Here is a 16,591-nt window from a genome sequence, read left to right on the forward strand (position 1 = left end):
CCCTACGACGCCGCTCGCGCCGATTCAATGCCCGGTGCCCGTTGCGTGTGCCGAGGCCCTGTGTTTTAGTGAGATCAATCGATTGACTGGACGACCGGAGAGGTGTCGATGACGACGGATCGGCTGGTGGCTGACCTGCGGGCGATGTGGCGGATCAGGGCGTTCGAGGAGCAGATCCAGGCCCTGCACAAATCCGGGGACGTCCGGGGTTCGGTGCACCTGTGCATCGGGCAGGAGGCCGGCCCGGTCGGCGCGTGCGACGCGCTCACGGAGTCCGACGCGCTGTTCGCGACCTATCGCGGGCACGGCTGGGCGATCGGCCGCGGCACGCCGTTGCGCCCGCTGTTCGCGGAACTGCTGGGCCGGGCCACGGGAGTCAACGGCGGGCGCGGCGGTTCGGCGTACTTCAGCGCGCCGGAATACGGCTTCTACGGCGAAAACTCGATCGTCGGCGGTGGCGCCTCGCACGCGGTGGGCGCGGCACTGGCCGGCAAGCACGACGGGACCGGCCGGCTGGCGATGACCGTTTTCGGTGACGGCGCGATGAACCAGGGCGCGGTGCACGAGGCGATGAACTTCGCCGCGGTGTTCGGCCTGCCGGTGCTGTTCCTGTGCGAGAACAACCGGTATTCGGAGCTGACCCCGATTCGCGACATGGTGCGCAACGAGGCGCTGACCGAGCGGGCCGCCGCGCTCGGCCTGCCGGCCACCCGGATCGACGGCAACGATCCCGCGGTGGTGCGGGAGACCGTCGCCGGCCTCGCCGAGGCCGCACGCGAAGGCGGCGGGCCCGCGTTCGTGGAGCTGATCACGCAGCGGCTGGTCGGGCACTACATCGGCGACGTGCAGCAGTACCGGACCAGGGACGAACTGGAGGCGGACGGCCTGGTCGAGCCGATCGCGGTGGCCACCGCCGGGGCGGCCGGGTCCGGAGTGGACACCGGAGCACTGGAACGCGAGGTCCGGGCGGAGGTCGCGGCCGCGGCCGAACAAGCGCTGGCGGACCCGGCCGCCGAGGTCCGGACGGTCAAGGAGCACCTCTATGCCTGAGCTGAACTATTCCGGCGCCGTCAACGCGGCGCTGCGCCGCTGTCTCGAGCAGGTCCCGGAAACCCTGCTCTACGGCGAGGACGTGGCCAAGCCGGGCGGGGTGCACGGGGTGACCCGGCGGCTCTGGAAGGACTTCGGGGACCGCGTGTTCGACACGCCGATCAGCGAGTCGGCGATCCTCGGCTCGGCCGTCGGCGCCGCGATGATGGGACGGCGGCCGATCGTCGAGATCATGTGGGCCGACTTCTTCCTGGTGGCGCTGGACCAGATGGTCAACCAGGCCGCCAATATCCGGTACGTCTCCGAGGGGCGGCTGAAGGCGCCGCTCGTCGTGCGGACCCAGCAGGGCAACTCGCCCGCTGCGTGCGCACAGCATTCGCAGAACCTCGAAGCCCTCTTCACCCACACCCCGGGGCTGCGCGTCGCGATCCCCTCCACTCCGCAGGACGCGTTCGACGTGATGGTGTCCGCCGTGTACAACGACGACCCGGTGGTCGTGATCGACAACCGGACGCTGTACTTCGGTGCCAAGGAAAACGTCGTGACCGATGCCGCGCCGAAGCCGATCGGCGGGAGCCACGTGCGCCGCACCGGTCCGGCGGCGACCGTCGTCACCTGGGGCGCGATCACCCACCAGGTCCTGGCCACGGCCGACCGCCTCGCGGAGGAGGGCGTCCGGCTGACCGTTCTCGAGACCCCTTGGCTGAACCCGTTCGACCACGACGCGCTGCACCGGTCCCTTGTGGACACCGGTGGGCGGCTCGCGGTGGTGCACGAGGCCAACACCACCGGCGGCTTCGGCGGTGAGGTGATCGTGCGCGCCCTCGAAGCGGGCGTTCTTTCCGGACGTCCACTGAGGATCGGCACCGACGACTCCCGCATCCCCGCCACCCCCGAGCTCGCGGCGGCGCTCATCCCCGGCGCCGACCGGATCCACGCCGGGCTGAAGCAGTTCGCCGCGGGCTGATTTTCCCCTGCTGTCCCCACCCTCCCGGAGTCAACGATGACCAAGGTCCGCTACCAGGTGTTCGCGATGAACTTCGTCGCCTGCCTGATCAACTACGGGGACCGGATCGCGCTCTCGGTCGCCGCGCCGTTCATCCTGGCGGAGTTCCACTTCTCGCCCGCGCTGTGGGGCGTGATCCTCAGCGCGTTCTTCTGGACCTACTCGCCCTTTTCGCTGTTCGGCGGGTTCATGGTCGACCGGATCGGCGTGCGCAAGGCCTACACGGTCTGCATGCTGGTGTGGTCGCTGACCATCCCGCTCACCGCCAGCGCGTGGAGCGCGGGATCGCTGATCGTCGCGCGGCTGCTGTTCGGCGCGGGGGAGGGGCCGCAGGCGCCGATCAGCACGAAGCTGACCGCGAACTGGTTCCCGATGCGGCAGACCTCGACGATGCTCAACCTGGCCCAGGCGGGCACCACCATCGGCCCGATCATCGCGACCCCGCTGGTGGTCTGGGCGAGCACGACGATCGGCTGGCGGCCGACCTTCGTCGTGCTCGGCGCCCTCGGCCTGCTCTGGTGCGCGGTGTGGTGGTTCGTCGCGCGGGACCGGCCGGCCGGGCACCCTCGGTCCGACGCGGCGGAACGGGCCTACGTCGTCGCCGACCACGAGGTCGTGCCGGGCGAAACGGCTGCGGCGCCGCGGTTCTGGGCGCTGCTGCGCACCCCGTTCGTCCTCGCCCTCGCGATCGCGTTCTTCGCCTACTCGTGGGTGCTCTTCATGTTCCTGACCTGGTACCCGACCTATCTCGTCGACGCCAGGGGCGTGAGCAAGGCGGAGCTGGGCGGGATCGCGACCATTCCGTGGGTCGCGGCGACGGCGGGCCTGATCACCGGGGGATTCGTCGCCGACCGGCTCGTCAAACGCACCGGAAGCTTTGTGCGGCCGCGCAAGTGGATGATCGTGGTGAGCCTGATCGCGGTGGCCGTCTGCTTCGGGCCGTCGCCGTTCGTCCGGTCGCCGTCGCTCGCGATCGCGCTGGTGTGCGTCGCGATCTTCTTCCTGCTGGCCAGCTACCAGTACCAGGCGCTGATCGTCACGCTCGTCCCGGCGAGCCACCGGGGCCGCCTCGCCGGCGTGATCCAGATGTGCTCGACGCTGGCCGGAATCCTCGCCCCGATCGTGACCGGCGCCGTCGTCGAGTCGACGGGCAGCTACACCTCGGCGTTCCTGATCGGCGGGGTCCTGTCGGTGATCGGGGCGCTCGCGGTCGTGGCGCTGGTGAAGGACAAGACGAGGCTTGACATCCGCTCCCCGGAACACGAGGCTGTACGAAGCCCATCGGTCAATCGTTTGTCTGATTGACTTCGACAACGCGGTCAAACGTTTGATCTCAGAAGGGGATCTCATGCGCGGGCAGCTCCGATCGGCGGTGCCGGTGGCCGCCGGCACCGCCGCGGCTCAACCGGCCGCGAGCGCCGGTGGACCCGTCGTTCTGCCGGTCGCCCCGGACGGACGGGGCGGTGACTGTTCGGCGTTTCGCCCGGGTGGCCTCTTCGACGCCCGGCGAGTGGTGCGGGCTCTCGTCGATCGGACGCGGGGCGACGTAGTCGTCCAGCTCGCCGGCGGGACCTACCGGCTCGACCGTCCGCTGGCGCCGACCGATCGTGATTCGGGACAGCACGGCCACCAGGTGATCCGGCAGGCGGCGCCGGTCCCGAACGACGCCCGCAGCAGGCAGTTGTACGTCGACGGCGCACGGGCCCCGATCGCGCAGGGGCCCGCCCCGGTCGTGCTGACCCGCAACGACGGCGACTGGACCGAGTCACGCTGCCGGGCTGGCGCCGTCTCCGGCGCGCGCCTCACGATGCAGCAGGCCTGCTGGGACAACGTGACGGACCGGCCCAAGCCGCCGCTGCAAGCCGGGGCCTATTTCCCCGATCTAGCCTCCACCGCGATGCCCACCCGGCTCGAGAACGCCTCCCTGCCGCACCCCGGACAGTGGTGCACTTGCCCGTTCGGCGCGAACGCTGAGGAATCGGCCAACGTCACCTGGCGCGCCGCGCACAACGTGACCAACACGTTCACCCACCTCGGTGCCGCCGGTCTCGCCTTCGCCTACGGCAGCCAGGACAACCTGGTGCGGGGCAACGTGTTCAGCGACATCCCGGGCACCGGCCCGATGCTGGGCAGTTCGAACGACCCGCATCCCGCCGACGTCGGGGAGATCGCGTTCGTGCCGTGGGACGGCGTCGACAGCGGGGCGAGCGCCGGGCACCTCGACCGGCCCGCGCACCCGGACCTGACCGGCAGCATCAACGCCGGCGACACGACCTACCTGGAAGGCCACCAGGATCGCACGATCCCGAAAGCCGACGGGAGCATCGACGAGGAAGCCGGTTTCGCGCACGGGACCCGCCTCCGGTTCCAGGGCAACTACGACGCGGACCCGATCGCCGTTTGCCCCTGCGGCGACAGCGCGATCGATCCGCAGTACCCGGGCAACCACCAGCTGCCGCTTCGCCCTGGTGCCGCGGACCTGCCGCGTGACGTGCTCGCCGGCGCCGGTCTCGAACCGGCCTTCCGCCTCCTCGCCGCAGCAGGCGGTCCGAAGGTCGTTTCGGTGACCCCGCGCTCCGGACCGGCGACCGGCCCCACCGGGGCTCTGGTGATCGGCTCCGGCTTCACCACCGACGCGGCCGTTGTCACCGGCGGCGGCGCGCCGCAGGTCGCCGACACCGTGCGTGTCCAGGTCGATCAGGAGACGTACGACGGCTCGCCGCGGGCGAACGCGGAGCTTGCCGGAGCCGAGTTCTACGACGCGTCCGGCACGCGTCCTGGCCACTAGCAACCGTGGAGGATCGATGAAAGCCAGAGTTCTCGCCGCCGTCGCGGCCGGTTCGGCGCTCCTGCTGGCCGCCTGCGACTCGCCCGACGCCCAGCCGCCGGCCGGGTCGGGGCCGCTCACCATCGGGCTGGCGAACCAGCAGGAATCCGTGACCTTCCCGGCCGCCATAACCAAGGGCGCCAAGGAAAAGGCCGCGCAGCTGGGGATCAAGCTCGTCGACCTCGATTCCCAGGGCGACCAGCAGAAGCAGGCGGGCCAGGTCCAGGACCTGATCGCCCAGCGGGTGAGCGGGATCCTGCTCGTGCCGCTGTCACCGGGGCCGGCGCAGGCGCTGGCCGACCAGGCCGACGCCGCGGGCATCCCGGTGGCCACCGTGCACGGTTACGTCGGCGCGGACCGCGAGGTGTCGGACCCGTACCGGAAGCTGAAGTTCGTGCTCGACGAGAACGAGGCCGCCGCCGGCGGCACGGCCGGGAAGATGGCGCTCGATGCGCTGCCGCAGGGCGGGAAGGTCGCCGTGATCACCGGTGCGGCGGGATTCGTCGAGAACACCACCAGGGTCACGAAGTTCCGCGCCGCCCTGGACGGCGCCGGTGCGGGAAAGTACCAGGTGGTCGCCACCCAGCCGGGCAACTGGACCAAACAGGACGGTCAGTCGGCCTGCCAGAACGTGCTGGCCGGGAATCCCGGCATCGGGCTGTTCTACGCCATCTCCGACGACATGGCGGTGGGCTGCTCCGCCGCGGTGAAGGCCGCCGGCTCCAGCGCGAAGATCATCGGCGTCGGCGGCTCGGCGAGCGGCATCGCGGCGATCAAGACCGGTGACCTGTTCGGCACGGTCTGCTACAAGCCGCACGACGAAGGCGCGATGGCCGTGCAGATGATGCACGACGTCCTCACCGGCAAGGCGGCCACGCCGCCGAAGACCACTTTCTACGACACCCCGGGCATCACCGGGGCCAACGTCGGCAGCTGCGTGCCGCAATGGTGACCCCGCTGCTGGCGGCCGAAGACGTCCGGAAGGTCTACGCGGGCGGGACCCAGGCGTTGCGCGGGGTGTCGCTCGCGGTCGGGCCGGGCACGGTGCACGGCCTGATCGGCGCGAACGGCGCCGGCAAGTCCACGCTCATCAAGATCGTGTCCGGCGTCGAACCCGCCACCGGGGGAACGCTGCGCTGGCGGGGCGAGCCGGCAGCGTGGGACAGCCCGGCCGGCGCGCTCGCCGCGGGACTGGCCACAGTGCACCAGCACACCCCGCTCGTCGGGTCGCTCAGCGTGCTGGACAACGTTTTCCTCGGCACCCAGACCCGGCTGCGCTGGGACGCCGGGGCGCGTGAGGCGGAGCTGGCGCGGCTGTGCGAGCGCGTCGGGTACACATTGGACGCTCGTCGGCAGGTCGACACGCTCTCGGTCGGGGCCCGGCAGATGGTCGCGATCCTGCAGGCCCTGACCCGGGATCCGGCGCTGGTGCTGCTCGACGAGCCGACCGCGGCGCTCTCGCCCACCGAACGCGCGGTCCTGTTCGCCGCGATCCGGCGGCTGCGTGGGCAGGGGACCGCGTTCATCTACGTCTCGCACTTCCTCGACGAGATCCTCGAGCTCACCGATCAGCTCACCGTGCTGCGTGACGGGCGGGTGGTCGCCGACCGGCCGACCGCCGGAATGTCCAAACCGGACCTCGTCACGGCGATCGTCGGCGCCCGGCTGGCCGCGGTCGAGGAGCCGCCGGAACCCGCGGCGCGCCAAGGCGAACCGCTGCTCGAGGTCGCCGGCCTGGGTTCGCCCGGACGCTTCGGCCCGGTCGATCTGACGGTGCGCGCCGGTGAGGTCGTCGGGCTCGCCGGCCTGCTCGGCAGCGGGCGGACGGAACTGCTCGAAGCGATCTTCGGCACGGACCGTTCGGCGACCGGGGTGGTGCGGGTCGCGGGGCGCGCGCTGAGCGGGCACAGCCCGAGGGCGGGGGTCCGCGCGGGGCTGGCGCTGGTGCCCGAGGACCGGGCGCGGCAGGGACTGCTGCGCGACTGGTCGCTCACCCGGAACGTCTCCCTGCCGTACCTGCCCAGCCTGTCCTGGCGGCGCCTGCTGCCCGACCGGCGGCGGGAGGAAGAGATCGCCGATCGCGCGGTCGCGGACCTCGGCATCGTCACCGGCTCGACCGAGGCACCGGTCGGAAGCCTGAGCGGCGGCAACGCGCAGAAGGTCGTCTTCGCGAAATGGCTGTACGGGCCGGCGAAGGTCTTCCTGCTCGACGAACCGTCCGCGGGCGTCGACGTCGGCGCCAAGGCCGACATCATCGGGCTGATCCGGCGGCTGGCCGCCGCCGGGAAGGCCGTGCTCATCGTCGCTTCCGAATTCGAGGAACTCCTCGGCGCCTGCGACCGCGTCCTGGTGCTGCGCCGGGGCCGGCTCACCGCGCAGCGCCGGGCCGCCGACACCTCCCTGCACGAACTCACCGCGCTCGCCAGCGGTCTGTGAAAGGACCCGCCCCCATGCCCACCCCAGGTCCCGTCCGCGGCTGGCGCCGCACCCTGTCACTGCGCAGCGCGGGCGTCGTTTACGCGCTGATCGGCCTCGTCGCGGTGCTCACGATCACCTCGTCGCTCCAGGGCCGCCCGCCGTACCTGGCGAGCGTCAACCTGAGCAACATCCTGGACCAGGCCGCACTGATCGCGATCATGGCCGTGTTCATGACCCTCGTGCTGATCACCGGCAACTTCGACCTGTCGGTGGCCTCGACGGCGGCGCTGTCCGGCACCGTCGCGCTGGAGCTGGTCGACCGGTACGGCGTGGCGGCCGCGGCCGCCGGGGCACTGGGCACGGGGCTGGTCGTCGGCGTGGTCAACGCGGTGCTGGTGCAGAAGGTCGGGGTGAACGCCTTCATCGTCACCCTCGGCACGCTGACCGCGGTCCGGGGCGTGGTCCAGGTGATCCTCGACGGCCAGTCGATCGCCGCGGTGAACCCGGCACTGCACGATTTCGCCACGGCGCGGTTCGCCTTGCCCGTGCCCGTCGCGATCATCCTCGGGCTGGTCCTCGTCGGGCTGCCGGTGTTCGCCGTGCTGCGCTCGCCGGCGCGACGCCGAGCCGTGAGTGCGGCCGCCGGTCCGGTGGTCGCGGGGGTGCTACTCGTGTTCGTCGCCGTCGCCCAGCCGAAACTGCTCTCCCAGACGACGCCGGTGTGGCTGCTGCTCGTCCTCACGGTGGCGGCCGGCGCGGTGCTGCGCTACACGGTGATCGGCCGAAATCTCTACGCGGTCGGCGGAAACGCCGAAGCGGCAAGGCTTTCGGGCATCGACGTCGACCGGTACAAGATGGGCGCGTTCGTCCTCAACGGACTCGTCGCCGGGCTGGCCGGCCTGCTGTACGCCGGGCGGTTCAACTCCGTCGACCCGACGGTCCTCACCGGAGGCGAGCTGACGGTCATCGCGGCCGCGGTGCTCGGCGGCACCTCGCTGCTCGGCGGGTCCGGCTACGTCGCGAAATCCGTGGCCGGCGCGCTGATCCTGTTCACCCTCAGCAACGGGTTCAACGTGCTGAACATCGGCTCCAACTACCAGAACGTGGTCCAGGGCGGGGTGCTCGTCGCCGCCGCGGCGCTCTACACCGCGACCAGCTCACGAGGACGGGCCTTCCTGAAAGCACGGTTCACGAAGGCATCCGCCGAACAGCCTGACGCCGCGAAGGAGAACGCGGTTTCAGGCTCGCGCTGAGGTGCTGTCCCGCACGATCAGCTCGGTTTCGGTGCGCACCACGGTCCGGCCGCTGCCGGAGTCCTCGCCGAAGAGGGCGAGCATGCCCTGGCGGCCCATTTCCGCCAGCGGCATGCGCACGGTGGTGAGCGCCGGAGCCAGGTTCGCGGCCAGCGGGATGTCGTGGATCGTCGCCACCGAAACGTCTTCCGGCACCCGGACGCCGAGCTGGCGGGCCGCGCTGAGCGCCCCGACCGCGGCCGCCACGTTCGCCACCAGCACCGCCGTGGGCGGCTCGGGCAGGGCGAGCAGCTCCCGCATCGCCTCGGCGCCGGTCTCGCTGGTGTAGCCGTCCCCGGCCACCAGCGCCGGGTCGGGGGTCAGCCCGCCGGCGCGGAGCGCGCCCCGGTAGCCGTTGAGCCGGCGGCGCGCGGTGTCGCTGTTGCGCGGGCCGCGGATGTGCGCGATCCGCTCGTGTCCCAGGTCGGTCAGATGCCGCACGACCAGCGCGCTCGCCCGTTCGTCGTCGGCGAGGATCATCCGCTCGACCCCGGGCACCCGCTGGTTGACCGAGACGATCGGGCGGCCGGTGTGCCGCAGTGCCTCGATCGCCTGCGCGGAAAGCTTGTCGGAGGCCAGCAGCAGGCCTTCGACGCGTCCGGACGCGAGCATCCGGACGTAGCGTTCCGGGTGGTCTTCGTTCACCGTGCCGGTGAGCAGCACCGTGTCCCGCGCGGCGGCCGCCTGCTCCGCGCCCTTGATGATCTCCGCGTAGATCGGGTTCGCGAAATCGGGGATGAGCAATCCGTAGGTGCCGGACTGGGCCGTGCGGAGGCTCCGCGCGGCGGCGTTCGGGTGATAGTCGAGCTCCTGGATCGCCGCCAGCACGCGATCGCGGGTCTCCGGCTTGATCACCAGCCGGTCGTCGTCGTTGATCACCCGCGACACCACGGACTTGTCCACCCGGGCCAGTTTCGCGACGTCCGTGAGCGTCACGCGCTTCGCGCTGGTCATCCGAGCTTCTGCGTCTCGCCGGTGGCCATGGCCGCGTAACACGCCTCGACCAGCCGGACCGTTTCGACCGCGTCCGCGGCGTGTGTCGGTGCCGTGGGGCCGCCGGCGATCGAGGAGAGCAAAGCGCGCATCGGCCCGGCGAAGGCGTCCGGGATCCATCGGGAGGTCACCGGATAGGGTACCCACCCGTCGGTCGGGAGCACGGTGCTCTGCACCTCCAGCGTGTCGGGGCGGCCGTCCGGATAGTCATACAACAGGCCGATGGTCCCGCGCACGCTGCCCGCCGACCCGTCGATGCGGAACCGCGCGTGGTGGTCGCCGGTGAGGTTCTCGTGGTTGACGTGCACGAGCGCGCGGCGGCCACCGGGCCAGAGCATGGTCGTCATCGTGCGGGTCTCCCCGGCCGCGGCCTGCCCCGGGCGCCGGGAGCCGGCGCAGAACACCCGCTCCGGGCTGCCGAAGAGCGCGCGGATCGTGTCGAAGTAGTGGATCGAGTGGTAGAAGAGGTCGAGCTTGGGGGAGTTCAGCAGCCAGTCCCAGGCCGACCAGTCGGTGCTGATGTCCACGTCGAAGGTCACGGTGGTGACTTCGCCGAGCCAGCCGGCCTCCGCGATCGCCCGCGCGGCGGCCATCCCTTCGCCGTAGCGCATCTGATGATTGACCACGAGCTCGCGCCCGGTCTCGGCGGCGATCCCGGCCAGGCGGCTCGCCGTCGCACTGTCTTCGGCGAGCGGCTTCTGTGCCAGCACGTGCTTTCCGGCGCGCAGCGCACGCTCGGCCAGCGCGGGCTGCGCGTGCGGGACCACCGCGATGTCCACCACTTCGATGGACGGGTCCGACAGCAGCTCGTCCACGGTGCGCACCGCGGGCAGGTCGAATCGCGCCCGCACCTCCTCGGCCCGCGCGGGGTCGAGGTCGCAGATCGCGGCCACGGGCACGCCGTGGCGGCGGTAGGCCGGAAGGTGGGCGACCTGGACGATCGCACCCGCGCCGAGCACCCCCACCGGGCGCCGGAGCGCCTCCGGGATGCTCAGCTCGCACGCCGCCGCGATCGGGGTGAACAGGTCCAGCACGGGTCGCTCCCTCGGAATCCGGTCAGTGTCTTCCCCCATGACAGCACCTCGTGATAGGAACAGTCAAACGATTGAGCGATGGGAGCGGCCATGGCCGGCACAACGGTGCTGAAGGTGCTCGGGCGGAAGTTCGACGGGTTCGAGCGCGCGTTCACCGCCCAGCTCGGCGCGATCGCCGAGCCGGCCGCGTTCGAACTGGCCGAGATCGGCGACCTCCAGCGGATCGTGCTCGACGAGGACGGCGCGACCTCCGGGGACTACGACGTGCTGCTGCTCATCACCGACTGGCTCCCCTCGCTGATCGAGTCGGGCAAGCTCGTGCCGCTCGATTTCGGGGACACGCCGCCGGAGGGCTGGCCGTCGGCCTGGGTCCCGTCCTTGCGGGCATTGCAGACGGGGCCCGACGGCCGGAACTACGGCGTCGCCTATCACGACGGCCCGATGCTGCTGATCTACCGCAAGGACCTGTACGAGAGCGAAGCCGAGCAGGCGGGCTTCCGCGAGCGGTTCGGTTATCCGCTGGCCCCGGCGACGACCTGGGCCGAGTTCCGGGACCAGGCGCTGTGGTTCGACCGTCCGGCCGAGGGCCTGCGCGGCACCGTCCAAGCGGGATTCCCGGACGAGCACAACAATGTGTACGACTTCCTGACTCACCTGTGGAGCCGCGGCGGGGAGCTGATCGTCGGCGGGAAGTCCGGTTTGGACTCGCCCGCCGCGCGCGAGGCGATCGCGTTCCTGCACGACCTCTGGCACGTCAGCAAGGTGGTCGACCCTGCGGCGGCGCGGTGGGACAGCGTCGAGTCCGGGGTGCGTTTCGCCGCCGGTGAAGCCGCGATGATGGTGAACTGGTGCGGATTCGCCGCGTTGTCCGCTGAAAAGTACTCGCCTACGCACGGTCTCGTCGGCTGCGCGCCGACGCCGAGCGGGCTGGCCGGCGCCGTGACGATCAACGCCTACTGGGTGCTCGCCGTTCCGGCCGGGGCCGAGGACCCGCGGCGGTCGGCCGACCTGATCCGCCGGCTGACCACGCACGAGATGGACGTGCGGACCGCGCTCGCCGGCGGCTCGGCGACCCGGCGGGACTCGTGGGCGGCGCCCGAGGTCCAGGCCGTCGCGCCGTACTACGCCGTGCTCGAAGCCGCCCACGGCAGCGCGCGCTCCCTGCCCGCCGATCCGCGGTGGCCGCGGATCGGCGCGATCCTCAACGAGATGATGCGCGCGGTGGTCGTCGACGCGGCCGGGGAACAAGCGCTCGGCCGCGCCCACGAAGAACTCACCGCGCTGCTCGGCTGAACCGCCTCACGCCCAGGGCTGAGCGACCTCCCAGGTGGTGTCGTCGGCCCATGACGTCGTGGTGTCCCAAGGATTGCTGCCACCGTTGTGTGCGATGTAGACAGTGCTGTCGTAGTGCCGGATGTAGTAGCCCGGATAGTTGTCGGACTGGAACGAGGTGTAGGAACCGCTGTTGCCGCCGGCCGGGCAGAAGGTGGCGTCGTTGGCCAGCAGGGCGCTGCCGTCGTCGGGCTGGCGGTGCAGCTGGTAGTTGGCGTGGCGGAGGTACTCGCCGGGGTAGTTCTTCGATTCGAACGAGAGGCAGGAGTTGTTGGCCAGGCCGCGGCGGACGATCCAGGTGGCGTCGTTCTTGTCCAGCGCGGAACTGTCCGCCGTGATCACCGAGGTGATCGCGTCGCCGGCGGAGTGGCGCAGGTAGCGCGTGGTGCAGCAGGCGGTGGTCGCGCGCAGGGAGATCGACGAGCCAGGGGTGAGGGCGCCGCCGGCGACGCCGTTCGAGCCGCCGTAGCCGGCGGAGACGATGCTGGACTGCACGGCGCTGTCGGCGGCGTCGGTCGGGACGCCGGCGGTCATCACGCCTTCGAAGAACGAGCCGACGTCGGCGTTGCTGTTGTCGCCGCCGGTGCCGAGGACGATCGCGCCCTCCTGGTGCAGCGGCGAGTAGGTGTTCCGGACGGTCGGCTCGGAGCCCGAGTACGTCGTGGTCAGGTCGCCGTTCTGCGCGTCGCCCCGTTTCAGGGTGAAGTGGTCCTGGCCGTTGTTGCTCAGCATCGCCGTGACGTACGGGGTCGCGCCGGGGCCCGGGTCGCCGGCGTTGGAGCCGGTGTTGGACTGGAAGAGCCCGTTCTCGAGGTCGGCGGCCACCCAGGGGCCGGATCCGTTGCAGTTGCCGAACTCGCAGCGCAGGCCGAGGTACACCGCGTCCATGTGGCCGTCGCCGGTGTCCTGGTTGTTCGTCTCGGCGTTGCCGTAGTCGAAGCAGCAGCCGCCGTTCACGTGGGTCGCGGAAGCCACCATGTACATGCCCTCGGGCTGGCCGTTGACGGCGACGCCGCTCGTGCTGTTGTCCCGGTAGCCCATGCCCGAGGTGATTTCGACGCCGTACGCGGTGTGCCCGCCGATGCTGATCGGCAGCGCGTCGGCCGGGGCTCCGACGTCGGCCGCGCCCGCCCCGCCCGCACCCTCGATGGTGAGGTCGTTGTGCCGCGGCGACTGGTCGTAGATCTCGGAGATGATGCAGGACGTGTTGGCACAGAAGGAATCCTGCGCGGCCCCGTTCGCGATGCCGCCCGGCGAGAGCAGCCCGATGTCGGTCGTGGCCCCGTCGGCGCGGCGCACCTGGTAGAGCGGGCCGTTGTAGGCGGCGTAGAGCGCCCGCACGGTGCTGTGCGCTCCGACGCAGGGCGTGCCGGCCGAGCCGTAGATATCGCACGGCAGCGATGACGCGGCGCCCGCCGATGCCCCGGCGAAAGCCAGGCCGGTGAGCATGAGCACGACGGACAGCAGGATGTTCCGCAGGCGTTTCATGGCGTGCACTCCGGCCTCGGGGACGGTGGGGAACACGATTTTTACATCGTTGGAACAACGTTGTAAAGGTCCGGATGGGGGGCTGCGGGCAGTGTTCGGCGCCGCCAGGGACCCGGGGCCGGAACGGCCGGATTCCCGTTGCCGCGGAAGGGATCAGAAGAACGTGGGCTGACGCGTGACGTACGGCTCTTCGAGGGCGCTGACCTCCTCGGCGGTGAGCGTGAGGTCGAGCGAGGCGACGGCGTCGGCGAGGTGGTGCGGTTTGGTCGCGCCGACGATCGGGGCGGAGACCACCGGGTTCTTCAGCACCCAGGCCATCGCGACCTGCGCCATCGACACGCCCCGGGCTTCGGCGATGCGCTGGATGGCCTGGACGATGGCCTGGTCGCTGTCCAGGAAGATCGGCCGGTCCTGCTGGTCGGCCGTCCGGTTGAGCTCGGCGCGCGGGGTGGTGCGCTCGCCCCACGGCCGGGTGGTCAGGCCGCCGCCGAGCGGGCTCCACGGGATGCTGCCCACGCCCTGGTGGGCGAGCAGGCCGAACATCTCGCGCTCCTCCTCGCGGTGGATCAGGCTGTACTGGTCCTGCATCGAGACGAACCGGGTCCACCCGTGGGCCTGCGCGGCGTGCTGCATGGTGGCGAACTGCCAGGCCCACATCGAAGACGCGCCGAGGTAACGGGCCTTGCCGGCCTTGACCACGTCGTGCAGCGCTTCCATGGTTTCCTCGACCGGCGTCTGCGGGTCGAAGCGGTGGATCTGGTAGAGGTCGACGAAGTCGGTGTTCAGCCGCCGCAGCGAGGCGTCGATCTGCTCCATCACGGCCTTGCGGGACAGCCCCGCCCCGCCCGGCCCCTCGTGCATCGGCGCCCACAGCTTGGTGGCCAGCACGACGTCCTCACGCCGGGTGTACTCGCGCAGCGCCCGCCCGACGATCTCCTCCGAGGTGCCGAGGCTGTAGATGTTCGCGGTGTCCCAGAACGTGACGCCGAGTTCGACGGCCTGGCGGAAGATCGGCGCGGCCGCACCGTCGTCGAGCGCCCAGGGCGTCCTCTTGACGGGATCGCCGAAACTCATGCAGCCCAAGGCGATCCGGCTGATCTTGAGCCCGGATTGGCCCAGTCGGGTGTACTCCATCGTTTGCTCCTTCTCGAAGACCTCGACACGAGCCTTCCAGCTGGAGCGCGGTCCGGGTCAAGTCCCGGATTCAGCCGGCGGCGGCGCCCCAGGTGTCGGTGGTGATCGGCTGGGGATTGGCGCGCAGCCGCCCGTGCTGGTCGTAAGGCAGGCTCAGGGAGACGACCTTGCCGTCGCGGACCAGCGCGGCCGCGGCGCGAACCTGTTCGGGGCCAACGAGATTCAGCGCGCCGGTCATCGCACCACGCCGGTGAGGGCCTGCTTGAGCCAGCCGGCGACGGTGGCCATGGCCTGCGGCAGTTTGGACGCCGCGCAGTGCCCGGTGTCCGGGATGAGCTCGACCGTGGTGTCCCGGCGGCCCTCGAACACAAGCGTGTCGTGCTGCGGCACGTGGACGTCGTCGGCGCCGTTGATCACCAGCATGGGGGCGTTGACGTCCTGGTCGAGCAGCGGGCGCAGCGAGAAGCCCCGGCGGCGCTCGGCCAGTTCCTCCAGAGTGGGCTCCTGCTCGAAGCCCATGGCGTTGCCGACGATCCCGGCCATGCCGAAGTGGCTCGGCGGCCCGCCGGTGAAGGCGGCTTCGACCGGCCCGCCGAGCACCACGGCGGCGTCGACCTCGCCGGCCAGCCCGGACCGGGCCGAGTAGTACCCGCCCATCGAGATGCCGAAGTGCGCGACCACGCCGTTGCCCAGGGTCCGGGCGTGGGCGATCAGGCCGCGGACGATCTCCGCGCCGCCGTCGGCGGTCATCGGCACCGCGGATTCGCCGGTGCCCGCGATGTCGAAGGCCGGCACCCGCACGCCGAGCTGCTTCGCGACCGTCACGAAGGCCACATGCATGTCCATCTTCCAGCTGTCCACGCCGCCGCTGGCGAGCACGACCGGGGCGTCGGACGGCAGGCCTTCCGGCGCGAACAGGTGCACCGGCACCTGCGTCGTCCCACCCTGGAACGGCAGCTCGAGCACCTCACGCCGGAAGTCCACGCCGAACTGCGGGACGGCGAGCAGGTACTGCTCGAGCTGGCCGGCCAGTGCGGCGCGCTTGGCCTCGTCGGCCAGGGTGGGGAACTTGGCCCAGCCGTAGGCCAGCGCGGCCTGCTGGTGCGAGCCGGCTCCGGCGTAGGCCCGGGCGAGTTCCGACCACTCGTGCACCCAGCCGCCCGGGGCGTCCGGCCACATGTCGGTGACCGCGGCGCGCACGGCGTCGACGTCCGCCACGGGCAGACCGGTGTTGATCATCTGCGGGTACCGCTCGCCGAACAGCTCGGCCGCGTCCAGCGGCCACTGATAGGACATGACGACCTTCTTCCGCGGCCCGGCCGCTAACGCAGTTCTATTGCTTTAGCGGACCGTACCTCCGCCTGAGGGCAAACGCAACATGTGTGCGTTAGAGTGCACCGGTGAGTCAGAACGAGATGCGGAGCCCGGTGGCCCGCCGCTCCGGCGGCCGATCGGCGCGGGTCCGGGCCGACGTCCTGGCGGCCACCCTGGAGGCCCTGGCCGAACACGGCACCGGCGCGCTGACGGTGAGCGAGGTCGCCCGGCGCTCGGGCGTCCACGCCACGTCGATCCAGCGGCGGTGGGGCACGCTGCAGAACCTGATCCTCGACGCGTTGCTGAGCTACAGCCAGGAACAGCTGCCGACCCCCGACACCGGAAACCTCCGTGACGACCTGATCGCGCTGGCCCGGCTGATCGCGTCCTATTTGGACACACCGCTCGGCGTCGCGCTGGCCGAGGCGATGGTCGCGGCCGACGACGACCCCACCCTCGCCGACAGCCGCGCCCAGTTCTGGCAAGGCCGCTACGAGGCCACCCGCATCGTCGTCCGCCGCGCCGCCGACCGTCACGAGCTGGCCGCGGACGCCGATCATCAGCTGGCTCTCGAACTTTTGGTGGCACCGCTGCACTTCCGGGCGCTGCTGACCCGGCAGCCGATCGACGAGGGCTGGATCGAGCGGATGGTCGACGTGCTCCTGCGGGGATTGGCCCGATGAAGGCAAAAGCGGCCGGGTGC

The 16,591-nt window shown here is 71.1% G+C and carries 15 protein-coding genes; 9 read left to right on the top strand and 6 right to left on the bottom strand.

Going from position 1 to position 16,591, the window contains the following annotated elements:
* Nucleotides 1-108 precede the first annotated feature (108 nt).
* Genes BMY97_RS12440 through BMY97_RS12475 form a run of 7 tightly spaced genes read left to right on the top strand, consistent with a single transcriptional unit; the run spans nucleotide 109 to nucleotide 8,554 of the window.
* Complete coding sequence (locus tag BMY97_RS12440; RefSeq protein WP_091617104.1) at nucleotides 109-1,050, top strand: thiamine pyrophosphate-dependent dehydrogenase E1 component subunit alpha; 942 nt, start codon at nucleotides 109-111, stop codon at nucleotides 1,048-1,050.
* Nucleotides 1,043-2,017, top strand: a complete 975-nt coding sequence (locus BMY97_RS12445; protein ID WP_091616922.1) for an alpha-ketoacid dehydrogenase subunit beta — start codon at nucleotides 1,043-1,045, stop codon at nucleotides 2,015-2,017. Before BMY97_RS12440 ends, BMY97_RS12445 begins: the two co-directional genes overlap by 8 nt.
* 36 nt (nucleotides 2,018-2,053) lie before the next feature.
* Nucleotides 2,054-3,361: an MFS transporter gene (locus tag BMY97_RS12450; protein ID WP_091616923.1), complete on the top strand. Its 1,308-nt coding sequence runs from the start codon at nucleotides 2,054-2,056 to the stop codon at nucleotides 3,359-3,361.
* Between the two features lie 43 nt (nucleotides 3,362-3,404).
* Nucleotides 3,405-4,844 carry a single stranded DNA-binding domain-containing protein gene (locus BMY97_RS12460; RefSeq protein ID WP_143086187.1) on the top strand — a complete coding sequence of 480 codons (1,440 nt, stop codon included), beginning with the start codon at nucleotides 3,405-3,407 and terminating at the stop codon, nucleotides 4,842-4,844.
* Between the two features lie 16 nt (nucleotides 4,845-4,860).
* Entirely contained in the window at nucleotides 4,861-5,835 is a 975-nt protein-coding gene (locus BMY97_RS12465; protein ID WP_091616926.1) for a sugar ABC transporter substrate-binding protein, read from the top strand.
* Nucleotides 5,829-7,319, top strand: coding sequence for a sugar ABC transporter ATP-binding protein (locus BMY97_RS12470; RefSeq protein ID WP_091616927.1), 1,491 nt, complete (start codon nucleotides 5,829-5,831; stop codon nucleotides 7,317-7,319). The genes BMY97_RS12465 and BMY97_RS12470 overlap by 7 nt, the downstream gene beginning before the upstream one ends.
* Before the next feature lie 14 nt (nucleotides 7,320-7,333).
* The gene (locus tag BMY97_RS12475; protein ID WP_091616928.1) at nucleotides 7,334-8,554 is read left to right on the top strand and encodes an ABC transporter permease; all 1,221 of its coding nucleotides are present in this window, start codon (nucleotides 7,334-7,336) and stop codon (nucleotides 8,552-8,554) included.
* On the opposite strand, the gene BMY97_RS12480 is transcribed toward BMY97_RS12475, so the two are convergent.
* Nucleotides 8,540-9,547: a LacI family DNA-binding transcriptional regulator gene (locus BMY97_RS12480; RefSeq protein WP_177231298.1), complete on the bottom strand. Its 1,008-nt coding sequence runs from the start codon at nucleotides 9,545-9,547 to the stop codon at nucleotides 8,540-8,542. The two genes, BMY97_RS12475 and BMY97_RS12480, sit on opposite strands and share 15 nt — an antisense overlap.
* Nucleotides 9,544-10,659 carry a Gfo/Idh/MocA family protein gene (locus BMY97_RS12485; protein ID WP_091616930.1) on the bottom strand — a complete coding sequence of 372 codons (1,116 nt, stop codon included), beginning with the start codon at nucleotides 10,657-10,659 and terminating at the stop codon, nucleotides 9,544-9,546. Before BMY97_RS12485 ends, BMY97_RS12480 begins: the two co-directional genes overlap by 4 nt.
* 51 nt (nucleotides 10,660-10,710) lie before the next feature.
* Here BMY97_RS12485 and BMY97_RS12490 point away from each other — a divergent pair, with 51 nt between their 5' ends.
* On the top strand, nucleotides 10,711-11,913 hold the full coding sequence (locus tag BMY97_RS12490; RefSeq protein ID WP_177231299.1) for an extracellular solute-binding protein: 1,203 nt from the start codon (nucleotides 10,711-10,713) through the stop codon (nucleotides 11,911-11,913).
* Between the two features lie 6 nt (nucleotides 11,914-11,919).
* Here BMY97_RS12490 and BMY97_RS49115 read toward each other — a convergent pair whose 3' ends face one another.
* The 4 genes from BMY97_RS49115 to BMY97_RS12505 all read right to left on the bottom strand — a co-directional run bounded on the left by BMY97_RS49115 (nucleotide 11,920) and on the right by BMY97_RS12505 (nucleotide 15,870).
* A complete protein-coding gene (locus tag BMY97_RS49115) occupies nucleotides 11,920-13,440 on the bottom strand; it encodes an alpha-L-arabinofuranosidase B (RefSeq protein WP_091617105.1) in 1,521 nt (506 codons plus the stop codon).
* Between the two features lie 153 nt (nucleotides 13,441-13,593).
* Complete coding sequence (locus tag BMY97_RS12500) at nucleotides 13,594-14,574, bottom strand: aldo/keto reductase (protein ID WP_091616932.1); 981 nt, start codon at nucleotides 14,572-14,574, stop codon at nucleotides 13,594-13,596.
* Between the two features lie 70 nt (nucleotides 14,575-14,644).
* Nucleotides 14,645-14,812, bottom strand: a complete 168-nt coding sequence (locus tag BMY97_RS46995; RefSeq protein WP_177231300.1) for a hypothetical protein — start codon at nucleotides 14,810-14,812, stop codon at nucleotides 14,645-14,647.
* Nucleotides 14,809-15,870 (bottom strand): alpha/beta hydrolase family protein, encoded by a 1,062-nt coding sequence (locus BMY97_RS12505; protein WP_091616933.1) that lies wholly within the window; start codon nucleotides 15,868-15,870, stop codon nucleotides 14,809-14,811. The genes BMY97_RS46995 and BMY97_RS12505 overlap by 4 nt, the downstream gene beginning before the upstream one ends.
* Before the next feature lie 104 nt (nucleotides 15,871-15,974).
* Between BMY97_RS12505 and BMY97_RS12510 the strand changes: the two genes are divergently transcribed.
* On the top strand, nucleotides 15,975-16,571 hold the full coding sequence (locus BMY97_RS12510; protein ID WP_245787281.1) for a TetR/AcrR family transcriptional regulator: 597 nt from the start codon (nucleotides 15,975-15,977) through the stop codon (nucleotides 16,569-16,571).
* The last annotated feature ends 20 nt before the right edge of the window (nucleotides 16,572-16,591 follow it).

The sequence above is a fragment of the Amycolatopsis saalfeldensis genome, assembly GCF_900110575.1.
In the GTDB taxonomy this organism is placed as follows: Bacteria; Actinomycetota; Actinomycetes; order Mycobacteriales; family Pseudonocardiaceae; genus Amycolatopsis; species Amycolatopsis saalfeldensis.